Origin of the sequence: Burkholderia seminalis DSM 23518, assembly GCF_902832885.1 — a bacterium.
GTDB lineage: Bacteria > Pseudomonadota > Gammaproteobacteria > Burkholderiales > Burkholderiaceae > Burkholderia > Burkholderia seminalis.
This window is the reverse complement of sequence record NZ_CADFDK010000001.1, coordinates 1,043,566-1,066,130: the sequence shown is the minus strand read 5'-3', so window position 1 is coordinate 1,066,130 and position 22,565 is coordinate 1,043,566. Positions and strand designations below refer to the sequence as shown.

The window sequence follows — 22,565 nt, the reverse complement described above, 5'->3', positions numbered from 1 at the left end:
GCGCCCGCTTTCGCTCGGAGTCGAACACCCGGTCGTCATCGGCACCGATAGCCCGTCGGCCGCTGGTGCTTCCGGCGAAGCAGTCCGCCAGGCGGTGCCGGGCCGGCACCGTTCGAATCCCCACACGGCACCCGTGGTGCGACGCGGGCGCCTCGACCAGGAGGTGAACGATGATCACGCTGACCGTCAACGGTAGCGAGCAACACTTCGACGGCAATCCCGACATGCCGTTGCTCTGGTATCTGCGCGACGTGCTCGGCCACACCGGCACCAAGTTCGGCTGCGGGATGGCGCTGTGCGGCGCGTGTACCGTTCATCTCGACGGCGTCGCGATCCGGTCGTGCATCACGCCCGTTGCGGCGGCTTCCGGCAAGCGCGTGACGACGATCGAGGGACTGTCGACCGACCTGACCCACCCGCTGCAGCAGGCATGGCAGGAACTGAACGTCGCGCAATGCGGCTACTGCCAGTCCGGGCAGATCATGCAGGCCGCATCGCTGCTGAAGACGAATCCCCATCCGACCGATGCCGACATCGACGATGCGATGTCCGGCAACATCTGCCGCTGCGGCACCTACACGCGCATTCGCGCGGCGATCCGCCTGGCCGTGCGCCGCGGAGGTGCCGCATGAGCGCGCCCGAACTCTCCGTCCACAACGAAAGCCGCCGCGCGCTGCTGCTGGGCTTCGCGTCCGGCGGGCTGCTGCTCGCGTTCGGCGTGCCGTCGCTCGCGCAGGCCGCGGCACCGGTGCAGCCGCCCGTCAGCACGAACCCGCAATACGGCGGCGCCGGGATGCCGCACGGGCTGCGCGACGATCCGCACCTGTTCGTCGCGATCGCCCCGGACGGCACCGTGACCGTCACCTGCATCCGCTCCGAGATGGGACAGGGCGTGCGCACGAGCGTCGCGCTCGTGGTCGCCGACGAGCTGGGTGCCGACTGGGCGCGCGTGAAGGTCGCGCAGGCCGTCGGCGACGAGCCGCGCTACGGCAACCAGAACACCGACGGCTCGCGCAGCCTGCGCCAGAGTTTCGCCGCGCTGCGTCGGGCAGGGGCCGCCGCGCGCACGATGCTCGAGCAGGCGGCCGCGACCGAGTGGGGCGTCGATGTGGGCCAGGTCAAGGCATCGGTGCACGAGGTCGTCGACACGAAGGGCGGGCGCAAGCTCGGTTTCGGCGAACTCGCCGCGAAAGCGGCCGCGTTGCCGGTGCCCGACACGAAGACGCTCGCGTTGAAGGCACCGGCCGAATTCCGCTATATCGGCAAGGGCAAGACCGCGCTGATCGACGGGCGCGACATCGTCGGCGGCCGTGCGCACTACGGGATCGACACGCGGCTCGACGGCATGCTGTATGCGGTCGTTGCGCGGCCGCCGGCCTACGGCGATACGGTCGCGTCATTCGATGCGTCGGCGGCCGAGAAACTGCCGGGCGTCGTCAAGGTCGTGCAGCTTGCGTCGGCGCCGCTGCCGTCCGGCTTCCAGCCGCTCGGCGGCGTGGCCGTCGTCGCACGCGACACGTGGACGGCCATCCAGGCGCGCGCGCAACTGAAGATCGACTGGAAGCGCGGGCCCCACGCGGGCTACGACTCGGCCGACTATCGCAAGGCGCTCGAGGCGGCCGCCGCGCAGCCGGGCGACGTGATCCGCAACGACGGCGATGCGGCCGCGGCGCTCGCCGGCGCCGCGAAACGCGTCCGTGCGACGTACTACATCCCGCATCTCGCCCACGCGACGATGGAGCCGCCCGCAGCCGTCGCGCGCGTGGCCGACGGCCGCTGCGAGGTGTGGACCTGCACGCAGGCGCCCCAGACCACCCGCGACGAGGTCGCGAAGGCGCTCGCGCTGCCGACCGAGCGCGTGACGGTCAACGTGACGCTGCTCGGCGGCGGATTCGGCCGCAAGTCGAAACCCGATTACGTGGTGGAAGCCGCGCTGCTGTCGAAGGCGGTCGGCGCGCCCGTGAAGCTGACGTTCACGCGCGAGGACGACATCGCGCACGACTATTTCCACGCGGTGTCGCTCGAGGCGTTCGACGGCGGGATCGACGCGTCGGGGAAGGTGGTCGCGTGGCAGCATCGCACGGTCGCGCCGTCGATCCAGTCGACCTTCAAGCCGGACATCGTGCACGAGCAGCCGGGCGAACTGGCTCAGGGGATCGCGGACCTGCCGTTCGCGATCCCGAACGTGCGGATCGAGAATCCGGCTGCCGAAGGGCACACGCGGATCGGCTGGTTTCGCTCGGTCTACAACATCCCGCATGCGTTCGGCATCCAGAGCTTCGTGTCGGAGCTCGCGCACGCGGCCGGCCGCGACCCGAAGGATTTCCTGCTCGCGCTGATCGGGCCCGCGCGGCGCTTCGAGCCGCACATCACGGTGAAGAACGTGAACTACGGCGAGGATCCCGCGCTGTACCCGGTCGATACGGGGCGGCTGCGGCGCGTGGTCGAGACGGTCGCGCGCGAAGCCGGCTGGGGGCGCAAGCTGCCGAAGGGGCACGGGCTCGGGATCGCCGCGCATCGCAGTTTCGTGTCGTACACGGCGGCGGTCTGCGAGGTGCAGGTCGGCGCGGACGGCAGGATCACGGTGCCGCGCGTCGACATCGCGATCGACTGCGGGCCTCAGGTCAATCCGGAGCGCGTGCGCTCGCAGCTCGAGGGGGCGGTGGTGATGGGGCTCGGCATCGCGCTGCATGGCGAGATCACGTTCAAGGACGGCCATCCGGAACAGAGCAACTTCAACGGCTTCCAGGTGCTGAGAATGAACGAGGCGCCGCGCGAGATCCGCGTGCATCTCGTCGCGCCGGACGACTTCACGGCACCGCTCGGCGGCGTCGGCGAGCCGGGCCTGCCGCCCGTCGCACCGGCGCTGACCAACGCGATCTTCGCGGCGACCGGCACGCGCATCCGCAGCCTGCCGATTGCCGATCAGCTCGCGAAGCCGCAGGCGGGTTGACGCACAATCCCTCCGACGCCGGGCCGCTTCGCGCGGCCCGGTTCGCATCGATCCCTGAACAAGGAGTGTGACGTGGCCTCATCCGATGTCAGTGTGCAGCAGGCGGTTTCTCCCGCCGAATGGGATGCGCGAGTCAACCTGGCGGCGGCCTATCGCCTGACCGCGCTGTTCGGCTGGGACGATCTCGTGTTCACCCATATCTCGGCGCGTGTGCCCGGCCCGGAACATCATGTCCTGATCAACCCGTACGGGATGATGTTCGACGAGATCACGGCGTCGTCGCTGGTCAAGATCGATCTCGACGGTCGCAAGGTGTCCGAATCGCCGTACGAGATCAACCCGGCCGGCTTCACGATTCACAGCGCGGTGCATGCGGCCCGTGACGACGCGCTGTGCGTGATGCACACGCACTCGATCAACGGCGTTGCCGTATCGGCGCAGGAAGCCGGCTTGCTGCCGCTGTCGCAGCAGTCGCTCGGCGTGCTGGCGTCGCTCGGGTATCACGATTACGAAGGCATTGCGCTCGACGAGGGCGAGAAGGCGCGCCTCGTGCGGGACCTCGGCGGCAACACGAACCTGATGCTGCGCAATCATGGGCTCTTGACGGTCGGCGCGACGCCGGCCGACGCGTTCGTCGCGATGTACTTCTTCGAGGCCGCGTGCATGATCCAGGTCCGCGCGCAGGCCGGCGGCGCGGCGCTGCGGCCGATCGCGCAACCGATTCTCGACGGTATCAGGCAGCAGATCGCCGCGGTCACGCGCGGGATGGGCGCCGGGGCGCTCGTCTGGCCGGGATTGCTGCGCCGGCTCGATCGACTTAATCCCGGGTACGCGGACTAGCTCGCTCGTCGTTGTTGTTTGCGAACGATCGTGCTAAATTCCTGCCAGCAACTTGCGGTCACGAACCCTTCATTCGGCTGACGAAGCCGGCACCCGGGAGGCAGCACGATGAGCCTGTTGATGTCGCGACGCGATCTCGCGTTCCTGCTGTACGACTGGCTCGACGCCGAAGCGCTCGCCGCGCTGCCGCGCTTCGCGGAGCACAGTCGCGAGACCTTCGACGCGGTGCTCGACACCAGCGAGCGGATCGCCGAGAACCTGTTCGCACCGCATGCGGCGCGCGGCGATCGCGAGGAACCGCATTTCGACGGCGAGCGCGTGACGCTGATCCCCGAGGTCGAGCCGGCCGTGCGCGCGTTCGCGGACGCCGGGCTGATCGCCGCGGGCCATGACGACGCGCTCGGCGGCATGCGGTTGCCGAAGCTGGTCGAAGCCGCATCGTTCCTGTTCTTCCAGGCCGCGAACATCGCGACGGCCGCCTATCCGTTCCTGACCGTCGCCAACGCGAACCTGCTCGTCGCGCACGGCAGTCCCGCGCAGATCGACGCGTTCGCGCGCCCGGAACTGGAAGGGCGCTTCCTCGGCACGATGTGCCTGTCCGAACCGCAAGCCGGCTCGTCGTTGTCCGACATCGCGACGCGGGCGGATTTCGAGGGCGACGCGCCGCTCGGCCCGCGCTACCGGCTGACCGGCAACAAGATGTGGATCTCCGGCGGCGAACACGAGCTGGCGGAGAACATCGTGCACCTCGTGCTCGCGAAGATTCCCGACGAACACGGCCGGCTGCAGCCCGGCACGCGCGGCATCTCGCTGTTCATCGTGCCGAAGTACCTGCCGGGCGCCGACGGCCGTGCGCGGGGCGAGCACAACGACGTCGTGCTCGCCGGGCTGAACCACAAGATGGGCTATCGCGGCACGACCAACTGCCTGCTGAATTTCGGCGAAGGCACGCGCTATCGTCCGGAAGGGCGTGCGGGCGCGATCGGCTACCTGGTCGGCAAGCCGAACCATGGCCTCGCCTACATGTTCCACATGATGAACGAGGCGCGCATCGGCGTCGGCGCGGGTGCGGTGGCGCTCGGCTATACCGGTTATCTGCGCGCGCTCGACTATGCGCGCAACCGGCCGCAGGGGCGCCCGCTCGGGCCGGCCGGCAAGGACGCGGCCGCGCCGCAGGCGCCAATCGTCGAGCATCCGGACGTGCGGCGCATGCTGCTCGCGCAGAAGGCCTATGTCGAAGGCGGTCTCGCGCTGATCCTGTACTGCGCGAAGCTGGTCGATGAAGCACGCGCGCACGACGACGCGGACGCGCGCGCCCAGGCCGCGGGCCTGCTCGACATCCTCACGCCGATCGCGAAAAGCTGGCCGTCGCAGTGGTGTCTCGCCGCGAACGATCTCGCGATCCAGGTGCACGGCGGCTACGGCTACACGCGCGACTACGCGGTCGAGCGGCTCTACCGGGACAACCGGCTGAATCCGATTCACGAAGGCACGCACGGGATCCAGGCGCTCGACCTGCTGGGCCGCAAGGTCGCCCAGGACGACGGCGCGCTGCTGCATGCGCTCGATGCGCGGATCGGCGCGACGGTCGAGCGCGCGCGAGCGCTGGATGCCGGCACGCGCGAGCAGGCCGATGCGCTGGCGCGGCGCTGGGCGCGACTGTGCGACGTCACGCGGCAGCTCGGCGCGATCGGCGATCCGCGGACACGGCTGGCGAACGCGAGCGTCTATCTCGAAGCGTTCGGCCACCTCGTCGTCGCATGGCTGTGGCTCGACGTGACGCTTGCCGCGCACGGGCACGACGGCGATTTCCACGACGGCAAGCGTGCGGCGGCCCGATACTTTTTCCGCTGGGAGTTGCCGAAGGTGGATGCGCAGCTCGATCTGCTGTCGAGCGTCGACACGACGACGCTCGACATGCGGGACACGTGGTTCTGAACGTTGCGTCACCGTCATTCCGGCATGCGGACGATATCGCGGGGGCGGGCGCTGCCGGCCGTCGCCGGTTCGTCGCAAGCCGGCCGGGCGGGAGCATTCCGCCGACCGTACCGATGCGCGGCCGCGCCGCGCAAGGAGTGAGAAGCGCATGAAAGCCCTGTTGTGTACCGCATTCGGCCCGATCGACAGTTTGCGTATCGAGGACGTCGCGATTCCCGAACCGGCCGCCGGCCAGGTGCGGATCCAGGTGAAGGCGGCGTCGCTCAATTTTCCCGACGCGTTGATCGTCCAGGGCTTGTATCAGGTGAAGCCGGCGCTGCCGTTCTCGCCGGGCGCCGAGTTTGCCGGCGTGATCGACGCGGTCGGCGACGGCGTGAGCGCGTATCGGCCGGGCGATTCGGTGGTGGCGTTCACCGGGCATGGCGGGTTCGCGGAGCAGTGCGTGGCCGACGTGCACCAGATCGCCGCGCTGCCGCCGGGCATGGCGTTCGAGCAGGGGGCGGCGCTCGTGCTCGCCTACGGCACGTCGCTGCACGCGTTGCAGCAGCGCGCGCGGCTCCAGGCGGGCGAGACGCTGCTCGTGCTGGGCGCGGCGGGCGGGGTCGGGCTCGCGGCGATCGAGATCGCGAAGGCGCTCGGCGCGCGCGTGATCGCGGCGGCGTCGAGCGCGGACAAGCTCGCGTTGTGCCGTGAAGCGGGGGCCGACGAGACGATCGACTATGCGACCGAAGACCTGCGTCGGCGCGTCGACGCATTGACCGGCGGGCGCGGTGCCGACGTCGTCTACGATCCGGTGGGCGGCGCGTACAGCGAAGCGGCGCTGCGCGCGACCGCCTGGCGCGGCCGGTTCCTCGTGGTCGGCTTCGCGGCCGGCGAGATTCCGAAGATCGCGCTGAACCTCGCGCTGCTCAAGGAGCGTGACATTCTCGGCGTGTTCTGGGGCGATGCGGTGCGCCGCGACCCGGCGCAGCATGTCGCGAACATGCGGCTGCTGGCCGAATGGTTCGCGGCCGGCAAGGTGCGGCCGGCGATCACCGAGCGCGTGTCGCTGGCCGGCGCGGCCGGCGCGATCGCACGGATGGCGAACCGGCAGGTGAAGGGCAAGGTGGTGATCCTGCCCGGCGCGTGATCCTGATTCGCCGCGCGGTGATTCAACGTCGGCCGCGCGGCCGATTGCCTGCGGCAGCGGCGCCGCGTGAACCGCGGCAGGCTCATCGTTACCGCGCATGCGCTGCGCGAGTGCGATGCCGATCGGCGCCGAGACGAACGCCGCCCATGTTCCGTCAGCGGATCAATCCTTCGGCAAGCGCAGCGTGTCGAGCGCGTCCTGCGAAAACTCGACCCAGAACCGCTCGTTCGCGATGCCGGCCTGCAGCACCAGATGCTGCAAGCGTTTCGCGCGCGAGTCGGCGCCTTCCGGAAAATCGCGCGCCTCGATCTTCAGGTACAGGTCGAGCTTCTCCTGGTGAAGCGCGATCCGCCGCCGGATTTCGTCCTCGAGGCCCGACGGGCCGAGCACCGCTTCCGCACGCAGGCGCACCATCAACGCTTCGCGCAGCGGCGTCGGATCTTCCTGTTCGGCGATCCAGCGTCGCAGTTCCTTCTTGCCGGCCGGCAGGATCCGATAGGCACGCTTGCGGCCACGGCCCGATTCGGCGGGCAGCGATTCGATCCAGCCCGTTTCCTCGAGGCGCCCCAGTTCGCGATAGATCTGCTGATGCGTCGCCTGCCAGAAATAACCGATCGAGCGATCGAAGCGGTCGGCAAGCTCGGACCCCGAACCGGGACGTTCGGCGAGCGCGGTGAGGAGGGCGTGAGGCAAGGACATGTCGGATCGGAGGAGGCCGCGGAATGAATCGCATCTTGCCATATCGGGGCCACAGTACAAGCCAGGGATCCCGTTTATGCAACATGTTGCATAAACGGATGCGGTGAACTACCATCTGTGCAACTTGTTGCATAAAAATGGAGACGCCCCGATGACATCCCGTTATCCGCATTTGACGACCCCGCTCGACCTGGGCTTCACGTCGCTCAGGAACCGCGTGCTGATGGGGTCGATGCATGTGGGACTCGAGGAAGCGCCGAACGGTTTCGAGCGGATGGCGGCGTTCTACGCGGAGCGCGCGCGAGGCGAGGCCGGCCTGATCGTCACGGGCGGATTCGCACCGAACGAGCGCGGCCGTCCGGCGCCGGGCGGCGCGATGCTGACGACCGAGGCGGAAGCCGAACGCCATCGTGTCGTGACGCGCGCGGTGCACGCGGCGGGCGGCAAGATCGCGCTGCAGATCCTGCATTTCGGACGCTACGCGTATCACCCGGCGCTCGCGGCGCCCAGCGCGCTGAAGGCGCCGATCAACCCGTTCACGCCGCATGCGTTGAGCAGCGACGAAGTCGACGAGACGATCGCCGATTTCGTGCGTTGCGCGGCGCTCGCGCAGCATGCGGGCTACGACGGCGTCGAAATCATGGGGTCCGAAGGTTACCTGATCAACGAATTCATCGCCGCGCGCACGAACCATCGCGACGACGCATGGGGCGGCGCGTACGAGAACCGCGTTCGTTTCGCGGTCGAGATCGTGCGGCGCGTGCGCGAGCGCGTCGGCACGAACTTCATCGTCATCTACCGGCTGTCGATGCTCGATCTCGTCGAAGGCGGCTCGACGCTCGACGAGGTGATCCGCCTCGCGCAAGCGATCGAGGCGGCCGGCGCGACCATCCTCAATACCGGCATCGGCTGGCACGAGGCGCGCATTCCGACCATCGCGACCAAGGTGCCGCGCGCCGCGTATGCGTGGGTGACGCGGCAATTGATGGGCAAGGTCGGCATCCCGCTCGTCGCGACCAACCGGATCAACACGCCGGAAGTGGCCGAGCAACTGCTCGCCGACGGCTATTGCGACATGGTGTCGATGGCGCGGCCGTTCCTTGCCGATGCCGAATTCGTCCGCAAGGCGCGGGAAGGGCGCGCGGACGAAATCAACACGTGCATCGGCTGCAACCAGGCGTGCCTCGACCATACCTTCAGCGGCAGGATCACGTCCTGCCTCGTGAATCCGCGCGCCTGCCATGAAACCGAACTCGTGATCCGCCCCGCCGGGCAGCGCAAGCGGATCGCGGTGGTCGGCGCCGGGCCGGCGGGCCTCGGCTTCGCGGTCACGGCGGCCGAACGCGGTCACGCGGTGACGCTGTACGAAGCCGGCGCCGAGATCGGCGGTCAGTTCAACATCGCGAAGAAGGTGCCCGGGAAGGAAGAGTTCAACGAAACGCTGCGCTATTTCCGCCGGCAGATCGAACTGCGCGGCGTGACGCTGCACGTCAATACGCGCGCGACCGCCGAGATGCTGCTGCAGGGCGAATTCGACGAAGTGGTGATCGCGACCGGCATCGTGCCGCGCACGCCGCCGATCGACGGCGTCGGCCATCCGAAGGTGCTCGGTTATCTCGACGTGTTGCGCGACGGCAAGGTCGTCGGCCGCGACGTGGCGATTGTCGGCGCCGGCGGCATCGGCTTCGACGTCGCCGAATATCTCGTGCATCGCGGCGACGGTGAACGTGTCGACGCAGCGCGGTTCTTTGCCGAGTGGGGTGTCGACCGGACGTATGCGAACGCGGGCGGTCTCGGCCATGCGCGGCCCGAACCGGCGGCACGTCATGTCCACCTGCTGCAGCGCAAGGCGTCGAAGGTCGGCGACGGGCTCGGCAAGACCACCGGCTGGATTCATCGCACCGCGCTGAAGGCGCGCGGCGTCGGGATGTCGTCGGCGGTGACGTACCGGCGCATCGACGACGAGGGACTGCACGTGACGATCGACGGCGTCGAGCGGACGCTGCCGGTGGACAACGTGATCATCTGCGCGGGGCAGGAACCGTTGCGCGAACTCGCCGTGCAGCTCGAGGCGGCCGGGTGCAAGGTTCATGTGATCGGCGGCGCGCACGAAGCCGCCGAGCTCGATGCGAAGCGCGCGATTCACCAGGGTACGACGCTGGCCGCGACGCTTTGACGCCGATTCGCTTTTCTTTCCGTTCGACGATTCAGGAGTCTACGAAGATGAATGCAACGACGCAGGTTCATCCCGCTGTCGCGAAGTCGCTCGACGCGTGGCACGTGATGGTCGAGAACAAGGACTTCGGGCCGCTGGAGTCGATCGTCCACCCGGATGCCGTGTTCCGTTCACCGATGGCGTTCAAGCCGTACGGGCCGGCGCCTGCGCTGTTGATCGCGCTGCGCACGGTGATCACGATCCTCGAGGATTTCGCGTATCACCGCCAGTTCGTCAGCGACGACGGCCGGAGCGTCGTGCTCGAGTTCAGCGCGCGCGTCGGCGACAAGGCGCTGAAGGGAATCGACATGATCCGCTTCGACGACGACGGCCGGATCGTCGAGTTCGAGGTGATGATCCGGCCGTTCAATGCGCTGCAGGCGCTCGGTGCGGAAATGGGCGCGCGGCTCGGGCAGCAGATGCCGACGTTCAAGATCGGCGGGTGAGCGCAGGCGTGGCTGCCGCATGGTCCCGGCCCGCCGCCGCATGGCGTCGTTCGGCATTCGTGCGGGTTGTCTCGCCGGGGCTCGTTGGTGGGTTTGTCGCATGTGCGGCTCAGTACGCGGTCGAGCCGGGCAGGTTGCCGTCGAAGGCGTCCTGCAGCAGCGCGCGCAGGCCGTCGCGTTCGATCGGGCGAGGGTTCCAGTACGGGTTGGCCGTCGCGAGGTCGGCCGCGCGATCGAGATCGGCCGCCTGCATGCCGATCGCCTTCAACGACACCGGCGCGCCGTTGTCGCGCGCCAGCGCGTAGAGGCCGCGCGCGGCGTCGTTGGTCCCGAGCGCGCGGGCGATCCGCTGCATCGCCTCGGGCGCGTACGCCGCGTTGTACGCGAGCGCATGCGGCAGCACGACCGTGTGGGTCGGTGCGTGTGGCAGGTTGAAGCTGCCGCCGAGCGTGTGGCAGAGCTTGTGGTGCAGCGCCATGCCGACGTTGCCGAGCACCATGCCGCACAGCCACGCGCCGTAGAGGGCATCGCCGCGCGCGGCGAGATCGGCGGGATCGCGCCGCACGCCCGGCAGGCCGCGCGCCAGCGCGCGAATGCCTTCCTCGGCGACGAGGCTCATGACCGGATTTGCGTTGTCCGCGTACAGGCCCTCCGCCGCGTGTGCGATCGCATTGAGGCCGCTCGTCACCGACAGCTCGACCGGCAGCGTCACGGTGAGCTCGGGATCGTAGATCACCGTCTTCGGCAGCACGCGTGCATCCGTGCCGGTGCGCTTGAGGCCGCCTTCGGTCAGGCCGTAGATCGGCGTCATTTCGCTGCCGGCGTACGTGGTCGGTATCGCAAGGATCGGCAGGCAGCTTTCGAGCGCGATCGCCTTGCCCAGGCCGATCGTCGAGCCGCCGCCGATCGCGATCGCGCAATCGGCGTCGCAGGATGTCGCGAACGCCTGCGCATCGCGGGCGATCTCGATCGGCACGTGCATCGTCGCGCGGTCGTACAGCCCGGCGGCACGTGCGCCGAGCCGGTCGACGATGCGTTGCGCGAGGTCGCGCTGCTCCGGCGTGCAGAGCACGATCGCGCGCTGCGCGCCGAGTTCCAGTACTTCGCGTTCGAGATGGTGCAGGCTGCCTGCGCCGAAGACGACGCGGGCCGGCCGCGCCTGATAGATGAAGTTCATGTCGTGCTCACTCCGTCGCGTAGTCGACCTGATGGCGCGCAGTGCGCAGGCCGGTCAGTGCGTCGTATACGCGTGCGTGTTCGGGATGCGTCGCGTAGCCGTCGAGCGCTTCGCGCGATTCGAATTCGGCGACGAGAATCAGGTCGCATGCGCGGTCGGCCGCACCGAGGTCCGTGCCGACCTCGAGGTGCGTCATGCCCGGAATCCTGCCGCGCAGGCTCTCGAAAGCCGTCTTGACGCTGGCGCGCGCCGTCGCGCGCTCGTAGTCGGTTGCGCCCGCAACGTTCCACATGACGACGCGCCGGATCATGCGACCCGCTCCGCGGGATTCAGCACGAAGTCGTAGTCGAGCGTGTAGAACGGCGTGTCCATTCGCGACCCGTCGGGCGCGAGCCCGGGCGCATGCCGCACCCAGTCGGCGACGAGCGTCGAGCGCACGCCGAATACCGCGTCGGAGTCGAGATAGCGGTCGCCGTCGCGGAACACGTGCGTGATCAGCGTTTCGTAGCCGCGCGCTGCGATCATGAAGTGCAGGTGGGCGGGGCGCCAAGGGTGGCGGCCGAGCGCATCGAGCATCGCCCCGACGGGGCCGTCGTGCGGAATCGGATACGGCTCCGCGAGGATCGAGCGGAATGCGTAACGGCCGTCGGCGCCGCTGCGCAGCCGGCCGCGTGCGCGATGCGTGACGGACCCGTCGTCGGCCGGCTGCTGCACGTCGTAGTGGCCGTCTTCGTCGGCTTGCCAGACTTCCAGCGACGCGTTCGCGACGGGCGTGCCGTCGATGCCTCGCACCTGGCCGGACACGAAGCAGGGCGCGCCGCATGCGCCGTTCGCGATGTCGTCGAACATCGCGAACTCGGGGCTGCCGTCGACGTAGAACGGGCCGAACACGGTCGCCTCGGTGCAGCCGGCCGGCTTCGCATGGTTTTGCGCGGTGACGAGCGTGGACAACCCGAGCACGTCGGACAGCAGGATGAACTCCTGGCGCTTGTCGTCGGTGATGTGGCCGACGGCCGTCAGGAAGCCGATCGCGACTTGCCATTCGGCCTCGGTGAGTTTCGTTTCGCGGGCGAACGAATGCAGGTGCTGGACGAGGCTCGTCATCACCGTGCGCAGCCGCTCGTCGCGACAGCCGGCGAGCGACGCGATCACGGCTTGCGTGATGGTGTCTTCGTTGAGATTGCGCATAGGGGTTGTCTCCTGATGTCGTTCGATGGCGCGCTGACGTAACATTAATTCCTCCCGGAAACGTAAAAAAGCGGGTTTGGAGGAGTTTTGTTCTCCGCCAGGTGGAAGAATCGAACGCATGGACAAGTGGACGCAGATCGAATTTTTCGTGCAGGTGGCCGAGCTGGGCAGCCTGACGAAGGCCGCCGAACGGCTCGGCATGTCGAGCGCGGCGGCGAGCCGCTGCCTGAATGCGCTGGAGGAGCGGCTGGGCGCGCGGCTCGTCGAGCGCACCACGCGCCGCCTGTGGTTGACCGACGCGGGGCACGAGTACCACCGCCGTTGCGTCGCGATCCTGACGGAGCTGTCGGAGGCCGATGCGGCCGTCAACGCAGCGAGCGTCAATCCGGCCGGCACGCTGCGCGTGACCGCGTCGGTGTCGTTCGCGTCGATCTATATCGCGCCCGCGCTGCCGGAGTTTCACCGGCGGTACCCGAACCTGAACGTACAGATCGTCGCGGCGAACCGTTACCCGGATTTCATCGAGGCCGGCATCGACGTGGCGATCCGCACGCGCGAGCACGAAGCCGATTCGGGCATCACCGTGCGCAAGCTCGCCGAGACGCGGCGCGTGCTGGCCGCGTCGCCCGGGTATCTGGCGAAGCATGGCGCGCCGGCGACGCCCGACGCGCTGTGCGACCATCGGCTGCTGGTCTACAACCTCGCGAACGATCCATACGTGCTGCATTTCCGCCATCGCGCGAAGACGCAGTCGGTCACGATCAAGAGCGTGCTCGATGCGAACGAGGGACAGGTGATCCGCGCGGCGGCGCTCGCCGGGTTCGGCATCCTGATCCAGCCGCTCTACATCATCCACGACGATATCGTCGCGGGGAAGCTGGTGCCGGTGCTCACCGACTGGCAGCTGCCCGCGCTCACCGTCAACATCGCGTACCAGAGCCGCCGGCACCAGCCGGCGAAGATCCGCGTGTTCACCGAGTTCCTGATCGAGCGTTTCGAACGCCTCGGGCTCGCACGCAAGTGGAAGGAAGTCGGCCGCTGATCGCGGCCCGGCGTCGGGCGGGGTCGTGAAGTCCCGGCGCGAGTTCGCGATGCGCAACCGGCCGCAGGGCGACACGCTGTGGGTGCGGTTCAGTTTCCCGCTGTAACGGCACCGGGAAGGGCAGAAAGGCTGACAAATTCCTGACGGATCGAGTTGATATATTGTATCATCCGACGTTTTCGTCGCCGGTGGCCGGCGACGACATTCCACCCAGATCGATACGACGTGACGAAATCCGGAAACCATCTGGCGCGCGGGGAGCGGCACCATGCCGCGCAGCGCCGGAACGCGGGCGCCTGGCGCACACGCGCGGCGCGCGGCTGCACGACCCTGCTGGGCTGCGCGATGGCGACCTCCGGCGCGTTGTCCGCCGAAGCGGCCGCATCCGCACCGGACGAGCGGCATGTGCTGCCGGCGATCAACGTCAGCGCGCAACCCGTAGCGACCGACCCACTGGCACAACCGCTCGAAACAGGCTCGCGGCTCGGGCTCGCGAGCCTCGATACGCCCGCGAGCGTCGAGACGGTCACGGCCGCCACGATCGACGCGCGCGGCGATCGCACGGTGCTCGACGCGGTCACGCGCGCGGCCGGCTTCGCGAGCGCGATGGCGCCCGGCAACGGCGGCACCGCGTTGAGCGTGCGCGGTTTCAGCGGGCAGGAATCGGTGATGACGCTGCTCGACGGCGTGCGGCTGATGCCGGCGGCCGGCACGATCACGTTTCCGTTCGATACGTGGTCGGCCGAGCGCATCGAGGTGCTGCGCGGCCCCGCGTCGGTGCTGTACGGCGAGGGCGCGATCGGCGGCGTCTTGAACGTCGTGCCGAAGCGGCCGCAGCGCACGCGCGAGACGACGCTGCAGGCGGGCATCGGCCTCGACGGCGCGAAGCGCGTCGCGTTCGATACGACGGGTGCGCTCGGCGCGCGGCTGTCTTACCGCTTCTATGCGAGCGACGCGCGCGCGAACGGCCTCGCCGAGCGGGCCGATACGCATACGACGGCGCTCGGCGGCGCACTGAAGCTCGACGTGAGCCCGCGGCTCACGCTGACGCTCGACTACGACTACGGCCGCCAGATGCCGGCAACGTACTACGGCGTGCCGGCGCCGAACGGCGTGCTCGATCCGTCGCTGCGCAAGCTCAACTACACCGTCGGCGATGCGACGATTTCGTACTACGACCAGTGGACGCGCCTGTCGGCCAGTTACCGGCCCGCGGCCGGCGTGACGATCGACAACCAGCTCTACTACCTGACGTCGAACCGCCACTGGCGCAACGCCGAATCGTACGCGCTCGATCCCGCGGCGGGGCGCGTCACGCGCGGCGACTATCTCGACATCGGCCACCACCAGCGGCAGATCGGCGACCGCCTGAGCGCGCGCGTCGACGGCACGCTGTTCGGCCGTGCGAACCGCTTCGTCGTCGGCACGGAGTTCAGCCGGATCACGTTCAGCGGCATCAACAACTCGCCGTACGGGGGCGAATCGACGGTGCCCGTGCACGGCTTCGACCCCGGCATCTTCACGAGCCCCGATCCGATCGTGCCGCAATTCAGCACGCGGGCGCGGCAGGCCGCGGTGTTCGCCGAGAACCGGCTCGAAGTGCTGCCGCGGCTCGCTTGGCTGAGCGGCGTGCGCTACGACCACATCGCCTTCAGCCGCGAACAGGCGGCGACCGGCGCGGGCTTCGACAAGCGCTTCGCGAACGTCGGCTGGCGCACCGGTTTCGTGTTCGAAGTCGCCCCGACCCTCAGCGCGTATGCGCAATACACGACAGGCGCGGAGGGGCTCGGCTCGCTCGTGACGTTGTCCGCGTCACAGGCGAACTACCGGCTCGCGACCGGCGAGCAGTGGGAGGCCGGGCTCAAGCAGACGCTGCTCGACGGCCGCGCATACTGGACGTTCGCCGTGTACGACATCACGAAGCGCAACCTGCTCAGCACCGATCCGTTCCATCCGGCGCTGCGCCGGCAGGTCGGCCGGCAATCGTCGCGCGGCATCGAGTTGACGGGCGGTGCGCGGCTGCCGCAGGGCTGGACGATCGACGCGAACGTCGCGCTGCTGCGCGCGCGTTACGACGAATTCAACCAGACTGACGGCGGCGCGACGGTATCGCGAGCCGGCAACGTGCCGTCCCACGTGCCGCAGCAGACCGCGAACCTGTGGCTTGGCTGGGCGTTCGCCGAACGCTGGCAGGCGAATGCAGGCGTGCGCTACGTCGGCGCGACCTACGGCGACGATGCGAACCGCCTGCAGGTGCCGTCGTACACGGTGTTCGATGCATCGTTGCGCTGGCAGCCGACGTCGCGCACCGAGCTCGCGCTGTATCTGCGCAATCTCGCGAACCGCACGTACGCGGTGACGACGTCGAACGGCGGCGAGCAATGGCTGCTCGGCCCGTCGCGCTCGGCGGAGCTCGTCGCGACGATGCGTTTCTAGTGCGGCGCGACATGCGTCCCGTCACCCACATGCTCGACATCGAACGCGTGAGCTGGTCTCCCGGCGGCGCGATCGACGTGCTCGATTCGGTGACGCTGACGGTCGCCGAAGGCGAATTCGTCGGGCTGGTCGGCCCGAACGGCAGCGGCAAGACGAGCCTGCTGCGCTGCATATTCCGTTACGCGCGGCCCGATGCGGGCCGCGTTGCGCTCGATGCGCAGGACGTCTGGCGCATGCGGCCGCGCGCGGTCGCGCAGCGCATCGCGGTGCTGCAGCAGGAGACGCCGGACGATTTCGGGCTGACGGTCGACGAACTGGTCGGCATGGGCCGCGCGCCGCACCAGCGGGCGTTCGACGCGGAGTCGGCCGACGATCGCCGGATCGTCGAATCCGCGCTCCGCGACGTCGGCCTCGTCGCGCGCCGCGCGCAACGCTTCGCCTCGCTGTCGGGCGGCGAGAAGCAGCGTGCGCTGCTGGCCCGCGCGCTCGCGCAGCAGCCCGAATTGCTGCTGCTCGACGAACCGACCAACCATCTCGACTTGCGTCACCAGCTCGAACTGCTCGCACGCGTGCGCCGCCTCGGCATCGCGACGCTCGCGACGATTCACGACCTCAATCTCGCGGCCGCGTACTGCGACCGGCTCCACGTGCTCGCGCATGGCCGGGTCGTCGCGTCCGGCACGCCGGGCGACGTGCTGACCGATGCGCTGCTGCGCGACGTATTCGGCGTCGCCGCGCTCGTCGATCGGCATCCTGTGTCGGGCCGGCCGCGCATCACGCCGCTTCATCCGGAATGACCGCCATGCCGTTTTCTTTGTCCTCCGTCGCACGCCGGCTGGTTGCCGCCGCCGCGCTCGGCTGCGCCGCCGCTCACGCGGGCGCCTATCCCGTCACCGTGCGCAGTTGCGAGCGCGACGTGACGTTCGAGCGTGCCCCGACGCGCGCGGTCAGCAACGACGTCAACCTGACCGAGATGATGCTCGTGCTCGGCCTGAAGGACCGGCTCGTCGGTTATACGGGCATCGGCGGCTGGAAGACGGGCACCGCCCGCGTGCGCGACGCGTTGCGCGGCGTGCCCGAGCTGGCGAGCCAGTATCCGTCGCTCGAGGTGCTGGCCGCCGCGCGCGCCGACTTCTATCTTGCGGGCTGGAACTACGGGATGCATGTCGGCGGCGCCGTGACGCCCGCGACGCTCGCACCGTTCGGCATTCGCACCTACGAACTGACCGAGTCGTGCTCGCACGTGATGAAGCAATCGGCCGCGTCGTTCGAGGACGTGTTCCGCGACCTGAACAATCTCGGCCGGATCTTCGGCGTCGACGCGCGTGCCGCGCAAGTCGTCGCCGCGATGCGTGCGCGTCTCGCGGCGGTGGCGCGCACGCTCGGGAAGCCGGCGCCGCTGCGCGTGTTCGTCTACGACAGCGGGACCGACAAGCCGATGACGGCGGGCGGGCTCGCGATGCCGACCGCGTTGCTGGCGGCGGCCGGTGCGCGCAACGTGATGGACGACCTGCCGCGCAGCTGGACGCAGGTGAGCTGGGAGAGTGTGGTCGCGCGCGATCCGCAGGCGATCGTGATCGTCGACTACTCGGCGGTGACGGCCGCGCAGAAGCAGCAGTTCCTGCTGAGCCAGCCGGCGCTCGCGCGCGTGGCGGCGATCCGCGACCGGCGCTTCATCGTGATTCCGTACGATGCGGCGACACCGGGCCCCGAGAACGTCGCGGCCGTCGAGACGCTGGCGCGTGCGCTGTATCCGGCCGCGTTCGCCGGGCCGGCGCGATGAGCATGCGCGTCGTGCTGCCGGCGCTGGCCGTGCTGCTGATCGTGTCGATCGTCGTGTCGGCCGCGTTCGGTCCGGCGCCGATCGCGATGCCGGCCGCGGTGCGGATCGTGGCCGCGCACCTCGCCTCGGCGTTCGGCGAGACTGGCGCGTTCGCGGCGAGCGCGGGCGACGACAGCATCGTGTGGCTGATCCGGATGCCGCGCGCGCTGCTGGCCGCGACCGTCGGGGCGACGCTGGCGGCGGTCGGCGTCGCGTTGCAGGCGGCGACCGCGAATCGTCTGGCCGATCCGCATCTGCTCGGCGTGAGCGCGGGCGCGATGCTCGGCGCCGTCGCGGTCACGGTGGTCGCCGGTGCGGCGTTCGGCCCGTTCACGTTGTCGGCCGCGGCGTTCGCGGGCGCGCTCGCGGCAACCGCATGCGTCGTCGCGCTCGCGCACCGGGCCGGCCGGCTCGAATCGGACCGGCTGTTGCTCGCGGGCGTGTCGGTGTCGTTCATGATGGCCGCATTCGGCAATCTGCTGCTGTATCTCGGCGACCAGCGCGCCGCATCGTCGGTGCTGTTCTGGATGCTCGGCGGTGTGGGGCTCGCACGCTGGGACCTGTTGCCGGTGCCGGCCGCGTGTGCGGTGCTTGCCGGCGGCGCGCTGTACGCGCGACGGCGCGAACTGAACGCGCTGATGTCGGGGGATGTCGCCGCGGCGTCGCTCGGCGTGCCGAGCGCGCGGATGCGGCGCGAGGTGTTCGTCGTCGCGTCGTTCGCGACGGGCGCGATGGTCGCGGTGAGCGGTGCGATCGGCTTCGTCGGGCTCGTCACGCCGCATCTGTGCCGGCGCGTCGTCGGCGCCGAGCACGGTCGGCTGCTGCCGGTCGCCGCGCTGACGGGCGCGATCCTGCTCGTGTGGGCCGACGTCGCGGCCCGCACGCTGGCCGCGCCGGAGGATTTGCCGATCGGCATCGTGACGGCGCTGTTCGGCAGCCTGTTCTTCGTCGCGCTGCTGCGCCGCCGCTGAGCGGCGAGCAATCGGATCCGGTCGGGCGGCGGCGGGGCGGCGGCCCGCCGTGCCTGTCATCGCGACGGCGTGGCCGTGCGCTTGACGTCGCCGGGCGTGTCGGCGCGTGTATCGGTGCCCGTCATGTCGAAAAGTCTGTCCGGCAGTGTCAGCGCGGGCAGCGTGATCACGAAGCGTGCGCCGCCGAGCGGCGAATCCTCGAGCCGCACGTCGCCGCCGTGCACCTGCGCGACGCGCCGCACGATCGCGAGCCCGAGCCCGAAACCGCCGGTCTGCCGGTCGCGGCTGGAGTCGAGCCGCTGGAACGGTTCGAACACGCGCGCGCGTTCGGCGACCGGAATGCCGGGGCCGTCGTCGTCGACGCTGAGCACGAGCGCGCCGCTCGCGTTGCCGGCAGCGGCCAGCAGGACCTTGCGCGACGCATAACGCGCGCCGTTGCGGATCAGGTTCAGCAGCGCGCGGGCGACGAGCTTCGGATCGCACACGTGAGTCGCGGGCGCACCGAACGCCGATACGTCGAGCGTGATCCCGCGATCGGCGACGTCGTTCGCGACGTTGCCGGCGACGCTGTCGATCAGCGCGTCGACGACGATCTCCATCGGCGCGAGTTCGCTCGCCCCCTGTTCGAGGCGGCCGATCGTCAGCAGCTCGGTGACGAGCTCGTCGAGTTCGCGCACGTCGCGCCGCAGCGCATCGCGGCGCTCGCGCATCCGTCCGGTCTCGTCGGGTTCGGCGAGCAGGGCGAGCCCGAATTCGAGCCGCGCGAGCGGCGTCTTCAGTTCATGCGAGATGCCATGCATCATTTCGCGCTGCTGCTTGATCGACGCCTCGATGCGCTCGGCCATGTCGTTGAACTGCCGCGACAGCTCGTAGATGTTCGACTTCTTGCCCGCCAGCTTCACGCGCGTCGACAGCTTGCCGGCGCCGAACGCGCGCGCGGCATCCTGCAGCCGCCGAATGTCGCGCCAGTGATAGTGAATCCACAGCACGACCGCAAACAGCGCCGCGAGCGCGAGCAGCAGGTACGCATAGATCCGGATGTCGAGATCCGGCGGCTCGATCGGGCGCGCATGCAGCACCGAGCCATCCGCGAGCGGCATGTAGTAATCCTTGCCGTTGTAGCTGATCGCGATCCTGCCGGCATCGAGATCGCGCAGCGGTGCGCCGCTCAGTTGCGCGCGCGCGTCGGCCATCGACATGAAGCCGAACCCTTCGTTGCCGTGCAGCGCGAGTTCGCGCAGTGCAAGCTCGCGCTGCGCGCCCGGATGGCGCTCGAGGTAGTCGTTCAGCACGAACGAATAGGTCGTCAGCGAATCGCGCTGCGCCTGCGCGACGCGCTCGTAGAAGATCCGGTCGAACGCCAGCTGGATGAACATGATCGACGCGGCGACGCACACGATCACGATGAGGTACAGCCTGATCAACGGGCGCAGCATTTATTCGTCCCACGCGGAAGGGCTGAACAGATAACCGCGACCCCAGATCGTCTTGATCTTGTGCGGCTCCGACGACGCATCCTCGAAGCGGCGGCGCAGCTTCGAGATACCCGAGTCGACCGAGCGGTCGAGCCCGTCGAATTCGATCCCGCGCAACTGCTTCAGGATGTCGTCGCGGCTCAGCACGGTGCCGGCCGCGCGCGCGAGGATCAGCAGCAGGTTGAATTCGGCCGTCTTCAGGTCGACCGGCTCGCCGCGCCACGTGACGGTGCGGTTCGGCGGCGAGATCGTCAGTTCGCCGAACACGAGCGCCTCCGGCGCGGCGACGGGCGCTTCGGCCGCGGCCGTTTGCGCGCGGCGCAGCAGCGCACGGGCGCGCGCGACGAGCACGCGCGGCTCGATCGGCTTCGTCACGTAGTCGTCGGCGCCGGTCTCGAGGCCCGCAACCTGGTCGTAGACGTCGGCGCGCGCGGTCAGGATCAGCACGGGGACGTTGGTGAACGCGCGGATGCGCCGGCAGACTTCCATCCCGTCGAGGTTCGGCAGCATCAGGTCGAGGATCACGAGGGCCGGCTGGTGCTCGCGCACGGCCGCGACGGCAAGGTCGCCGCGCCGCACGACCGTCACCGCGAATTCGTAGCCGTCGAGGTATTCGCGGACGAGCTGCGCGAGACGGTCGTCGTCCTCGATCAGCAGCACACGGTATTTGAGCGGGTCTTCGTTCATGGTCTCCTCGGGATGCGCGCGCCATCTCGCACCCGGCAGGCTGATGGGCGGCGCGGCACGCGAATTCTATCCGGCGTACGGGAGGGCGGGGGAGCGGGGCGACAATCTCGAACAATCGAACACAATTGAGCACAGATTCTCCGCACATTCAGGACAGTCGCGGCGCAAGGCCGCACCTAGACTTCGGGCTCCGTCACTCTTATCTCAATATTGTGCGCCCCCTACTCCGCCGCTATCGTTATTGCATGCCGCTCGCCGGCCTGACCCTCGCCGCCGCCGCCCACGCGGAAAACCAGTATTCGCTGTCGCTCGGCGGCGGCTTCGCGCCACGCTACGCGGGCAGCAACCAGTATCGCGGCGTCGTCGCACCGTCGTTCTCCGCGACGTTCGGCAACGGCTTCTTCATCGACAGCACCGAGGGCGCGGGCTACAAGCTGAACCTGCCGCACGGCGTGTTCGTGTCGGCGGCCGTGAGCTACGACGCGGGCCGCGCGGACGAGAACCGCTTCGACCTGCCGGGCTCCGACTACCTGAAGGGCATGGGCCGGATTCCGGGCTCGGTGCTCGTCGGCGTGCGCGCGGGCGTGACGCTCTTCGACGCGGCCGAACTGAGCGTCGCGATCGATACACCGGTGACGCACACGTCGCGCGGCGTGTCGGGGCACGTGGATCTCGCGGTGCCGGTGCTCAAGACGTCGCAGCACGAGATCATCGTGACGGGCACCGTGCACGCGGGCTCGGGACGTTACATGCAGACGTTCTACGGCGTGACCGATGCCCAGTCGATGACGAGCCGGTTCCGGCCGTATTCGACGAGCGGCGGGATCGACAGCGCGTCGATGGCGCTCGCGTGGAACTGGACGCTGTCGCGGCACTGGTCGGTGCTCGCGACCGGCGGCGTGACGCGGCTGCTCGGCCGCTACGGCGACAGCCCGATCGTCCAGTCGCGCAGCAACTACTACGGGATGGCGGGCGTGACCTACACGTTCTGATCGGGCCGGCTCGACATGCGCGACCGGGCGCGCATCCCGGATGCGCGCGCCTTCGCGCCGGTCAGCGTGCGGTAACATGCAGGCGGCTTCGGCACCGGGCCGAAGCCGCCGAAGCCGCGATACCGGCGCGCTGCATCGGCGCGGCCGGTTGGGCGCGGGACCGGTCAAGCATGCAACGCCCGGCCGGCGACGAACGCCGCCCATGTTTCGCCGGGCGCGAAAGGGAGAAACCGATGAAGAAGACGATCGCGATGATGACGGCGCTGGTTGCGGGCGCAACGTTTGCGGGATGTGCGGACATGAACACGAAGGTCTCGAGCGCAAGCGGCGCGCCGGCCGGTGCGCCGCAGGCATGCAAGGCGGACGCGGGGCAGGACGACGCGCTGGTCGGCAAGACCGAGGCCGATGCGGCGGCGCAACTGGACGGCTGCCTGTGGCGCGTGCTCGAGCGCGACGGCAAGTCGCTGCCGGGCACGATGGATTACCGGCAGGAGCGCCGCAATCTCGGCATTCGCGACGGGAAAGTGATCTGGGTCCGGCGCGGGTGATGTGACG

Annotated in this window: 20 protein-coding genes; 14 read left to right on the top strand and 6 right to left on the bottom strand. The window is 69.3% G+C overall.

The annotated features are described in order from the left end of the window. Nucleotides 1–170: 170 nt before the first annotated feature. The 5 genes from HWX00_RS04980 (at nt 171) to HWX00_RS04960 (ending at nt 6,860) form a co-directional block, all read left to right on the top strand. The gene (locus HWX00_RS04980; RefSeq protein ID WP_034186692.1) at nt 171–632 is read left to right on the top strand and encodes a (2Fe-2S)-binding protein; all 462 of its coding nucleotides are present in this window, start codon (nt 171–173) and stop codon (nt 630–632) included. Continuing rightward, on the top strand, nt 629–2,953 hold the full coding sequence (locus tag HWX00_RS04975; RefSeq protein ID WP_034186693.1) for a xanthine dehydrogenase family protein molybdopterin-binding subunit: 2,325 nt from the start codon (nt 629–631) through the stop codon (nt 2,951–2,953). Before HWX00_RS04980 ends, HWX00_RS04975 begins: the two co-directional genes overlap by 4 nt. A 72-nt stretch (nt 2,954–3,025) precedes the next feature. Continuing rightward, the gene (locus HWX00_RS04970) at nt 3,026–3,793 is read left to right on the top strand and encodes a class II aldolase/adducin family protein (RefSeq protein ID WP_049029982.1); all 768 of its coding nucleotides are present in this window, start codon (nt 3,026–3,028) and stop codon (nt 3,791–3,793) included. 108 nt (nt 3,794–3,901) lie between these two features. Next, nucleotides 3,902–5,731, top strand: a complete 1,830-nt coding sequence (locus tag HWX00_RS04965; RefSeq protein ID WP_175027652.1) for an acyl-CoA dehydrogenase — start codon at nt 3,902–3,904, stop codon at nt 5,729–5,731. A 148-nt stretch (nt 5,732–5,879) separates the two neighbouring features. Further along, nucleotides 5,880–6,860, top strand: coding sequence for an NADPH:quinone oxidoreductase family protein (locus HWX00_RS04960; RefSeq protein WP_175027653.1), 981 nt, complete (start codon nt 5,880–5,882; stop codon nt 6,858–6,860). A gap of 162 nt (nt 6,861–7,022) precedes the next feature. Here the strand turns inward: HWX00_RS04960 and HWX00_RS04955 are convergent, their stop codons facing one another. Continuing rightward, entirely contained in the window at nt 7,023–7,559 is a 537-nt protein-coding gene (locus HWX00_RS04955) for a PadR family transcriptional regulator (RefSeq protein WP_049032392.1), read from the bottom strand. Nucleotides 7,560–7,710: 151 nt separating this feature from the next. Here HWX00_RS04955 and HWX00_RS04950 point away from each other — a divergent pair, with 151 nt between their 5' ends. Together HWX00_RS04950 and HWX00_RS04945 are read left to right on the top strand one after the other, a co-directional pair. Further along, nucleotides 7,711–9,735: an NADPH-dependent 2,4-dienoyl-CoA reductase gene (locus HWX00_RS04950; protein ID WP_175027654.1), complete on the top strand. Its 2,025-nt coding sequence runs from the start codon at nt 7,711–7,713 to the stop codon at nt 9,733–9,735. Between the two features lie 47 nt (nt 9,736–9,782). Then, nucleotides 9,783–10,220 carry a nuclear transport factor 2 family protein gene (locus HWX00_RS04945; RefSeq protein WP_049032393.1) on the top strand — a complete coding sequence of 146 codons (438 nt, stop codon included), beginning with the start codon at nt 9,783–9,785 and terminating at the stop codon, nt 10,218–10,220. 109 nt (nt 10,221–10,329) lie between these two features. Here the strand turns inward: HWX00_RS04945 and HWX00_RS04940 are convergent, their stop codons facing one another. Genes HWX00_RS04940 through HWX00_RS04930 form a run of 3 tightly spaced genes read right to left on the bottom strand, consistent with a single transcriptional unit; the run spans nt 10,330 to nt 12,585 of the window. Beyond that, complete coding sequence (locus HWX00_RS04940) at nt 10,330–11,397, bottom strand: maleylacetate reductase (protein ID WP_034186700.1); 1,068 nt, start codon at nt 11,395–11,397, stop codon at nt 10,330–10,332. A 7-nt stretch (nt 11,398–11,404) separates the two neighbouring features. Next, entirely contained in the window at nt 11,405–11,707 is a 303-nt protein-coding gene (locus HWX00_RS04935) for a Dabb family protein (protein WP_069706039.1), read from the bottom strand. Next, entirely contained in the window at nt 11,704–12,585 is an 882-nt protein-coding gene (locus HWX00_RS04930; protein WP_034186702.1) for an intradiol ring-cleavage dioxygenase, read from the bottom strand. The genes HWX00_RS04935 and HWX00_RS04930 overlap by 4 nt, the downstream gene beginning before the upstream one ends. Before the next feature lie 118 nt (nt 12,586–12,703). Between HWX00_RS04930 and HWX00_RS04925 the strand changes: the two genes are divergently transcribed. From HWX00_RS04925 to HWX00_RS04905, 5 genes are all read left to right on the top strand, one after another. Further along, a complete protein-coding gene (locus HWX00_RS04925) occupies nt 12,704–13,627 on the top strand; it encodes a LysR family transcriptional regulator (protein WP_059557035.1) in 924 nt (307 codons plus the stop codon). Nucleotides 13,628–13,972: 345 nt separating this feature from the next. Beyond that, a complete protein-coding gene (locus HWX00_RS04920) occupies nt 13,973–16,063 on the top strand; it encodes a TonB-dependent receptor (RefSeq protein ID WP_175027661.1) in 2,091 nt (696 codons plus the stop codon). A gap of 11 nt (nt 16,064–16,074) precedes the next feature. Further along, entirely contained in the window at nt 16,075–16,860 is a 786-nt protein-coding gene (locus HWX00_RS04915; RefSeq protein WP_175027655.1) for an ABC transporter ATP-binding protein, read from the top strand. Then, a complete protein-coding gene (locus HWX00_RS04910; RefSeq protein ID WP_175027656.1) occupies nt 16,857–17,846 on the top strand; it encodes an ABC transporter substrate-binding protein in 990 nt (329 codons plus the stop codon). Before HWX00_RS04915 ends, HWX00_RS04910 begins: the two co-directional genes overlap by 4 nt. A gap of 2 nt (nt 17,847–17,848) precedes the next feature. Then, nucleotides 17,849–18,856 carry a FecCD family ABC transporter permease gene (locus HWX00_RS04905; protein ID WP_175027662.1) on the top strand — a complete coding sequence of 336 codons (1,008 nt, stop codon included), beginning with the start codon at nt 17,849–17,851 and terminating at the stop codon, nt 18,854–18,856. 56 nt (nt 18,857–18,912) lie between these two features. Here the strand turns inward: HWX00_RS04905 and HWX00_RS04900 are convergent, their stop codons facing one another. Further along, nucleotides 18,913–20,292 carry an ATP-binding protein gene (locus tag HWX00_RS04900; RefSeq protein ID WP_226194073.1) on the bottom strand — a complete coding sequence of 460 codons (1,380 nt, stop codon included), beginning with the start codon at nt 20,290–20,292 and terminating at the stop codon, nt 18,913–18,915. Further along, a complete protein-coding gene (locus HWX00_RS04895) occupies nt 20,293–21,018 on the bottom strand; it encodes a response regulator (protein WP_034186707.1) in 726 nt (241 codons plus the stop codon). It abuts the gene before it with no gap. A gap of 245 nt (nt 21,019–21,263) precedes the next feature. Between HWX00_RS04895 and HWX00_RS04890 the strand changes: the two genes are divergently transcribed. Continuing rightward, nucleotides 21,264–22,010, top strand: coding sequence for a MipA/OmpV family protein (locus HWX00_RS04890; protein ID WP_034186708.1), 747 nt, complete (start codon nt 21,264–21,266; stop codon nt 22,008–22,010). Between the two features lie 233 nt (nt 22,011–22,243). Further along, nucleotides 22,244–22,558 carry a hypothetical protein gene (locus HWX00_RS04885; protein ID WP_175027657.1) on the top strand — a complete coding sequence of 105 codons (315 nt, stop codon included), beginning with the start codon at nt 22,244–22,246 and terminating at the stop codon, nt 22,556–22,558. Nucleotides 22,559–22,565 lie beyond the last annotated feature (7 nt).

Excerpts from the sequence above, each read along its gene's own strand:
- HWX00_RS04910 (WP_175027656.1), top strand. The coding sequence starts at position 16,857 with ATGACCGCCATGCCGTTTTCTTTGTCCTCCGTCGCACGCCGGCTGGTT.
- HWX00_RS04925 (WP_059557035.1), top strand. The coding sequence starts at position 12,704 with ATGGACAAGTGGACGCAGATCGAATTTTTCGTGCAGGTGGCCGAGCTG.
- HWX00_RS04905 (WP_175027662.1), top strand. The coding sequence starts at position 17,849 with ATGCGCGTCGTGCTGCCGGCGCTGGCCGTGCTGCTGATCGTGTCGATC.
- HWX00_RS04965 (WP_175027652.1), top strand. The coding sequence starts at position 3,902 with ATGAGCCTGTTGATGTCGCGACGCGATCTCGCGTTCCTGCTGTACGAC.
- HWX00_RS04890 (WP_034186708.1), top strand. The coding sequence starts at position 21,264 with ATGCCGCTCGCCGGCCTGACCCTCGCCGCCGCCGCCCACGCGGAAAAC.
- HWX00_RS04920 (WP_175027661.1), top strand. The coding sequence starts at position 13,973 with ATGGCGACCTCCGGCGCGTTGTCCGCCGAAGCGGCCGCATCCGCACCG.
- HWX00_RS04935 (WP_069706039.1), bottom strand. The coding sequence starts at position 11,707 with ATGATCCGGCGCGTCGTCATGTGGAACGTTGCGGGCGCAACCGACTAC.
- HWX00_RS04960 (WP_175027653.1), top strand. The coding sequence starts at position 5,880 with ATGAAAGCCCTGTTGTGTACCGCATTCGGCCCGATCGACAGTTTGCGT.
- HWX00_RS04900 (WP_226194073.1), bottom strand. The coding sequence starts at position 20,292 with ATGCTGCGCCCGTTGATCAGGCTGTACCTCATCGTGATCGTGTGCGTC.
- HWX00_RS04930 (WP_034186702.1), bottom strand. The coding sequence starts at position 12,585 with ATGCGCAATCTCAACGAAGACACCATCACGCAAGCCGTGATCGCGTCG.
- HWX00_RS04885 (WP_175027657.1), top strand. The coding sequence starts at position 22,244 with ATGAAGAAGACGATCGCGATGATGACGGCGCTGGTTGCGGGCGCAACG.
- HWX00_RS04940 (WP_034186700.1), bottom strand. The coding sequence starts at position 11,397 with ATGAACTTCATCTATCAGGCGCGGCCGGCCCGCGTCGTCTTCGGCGCA.
- HWX00_RS04945 (WP_049032393.1), top strand. The coding sequence starts at position 9,783 with ATGAATGCAACGACGCAGGTTCATCCCGCTGTCGCGAAGTCGCTCGAC.
- HWX00_RS04895 (WP_034186707.1), bottom strand. The coding sequence starts at position 21,018 with ATGAACGAAGACCCGCTCAAATACCGTGTGCTGCTGATCGAGGACGAC.
- HWX00_RS04980 (WP_034186692.1), top strand. The coding sequence starts at position 171 with ATGATCACGCTGACCGTCAACGGTAGCGAGCAACACTTCGACGGCAAT.
- HWX00_RS04915 (WP_175027655.1), top strand. The coding sequence starts at position 16,075 with ATGCGTCCCGTCACCCACATGCTCGACATCGAACGCGTGAGCTGGTCT.
- HWX00_RS04950 (WP_175027654.1), top strand. The coding sequence starts at position 7,711 with ATGACATCCCGTTATCCGCATTTGACGACCCCGCTCGACCTGGGCTTC.
- HWX00_RS04975 (WP_034186693.1), top strand. The coding sequence starts at position 629 with ATGAGCGCGCCCGAACTCTCCGTCCACAACGAAAGCCGCCGCGCGCTG.
- HWX00_RS04955 (WP_049032392.1), bottom strand. The coding sequence starts at position 7,559 with ATGTCCTTGCCTCACGCCCTCCTCACCGCGCTCGCCGAACGTCCCGGT.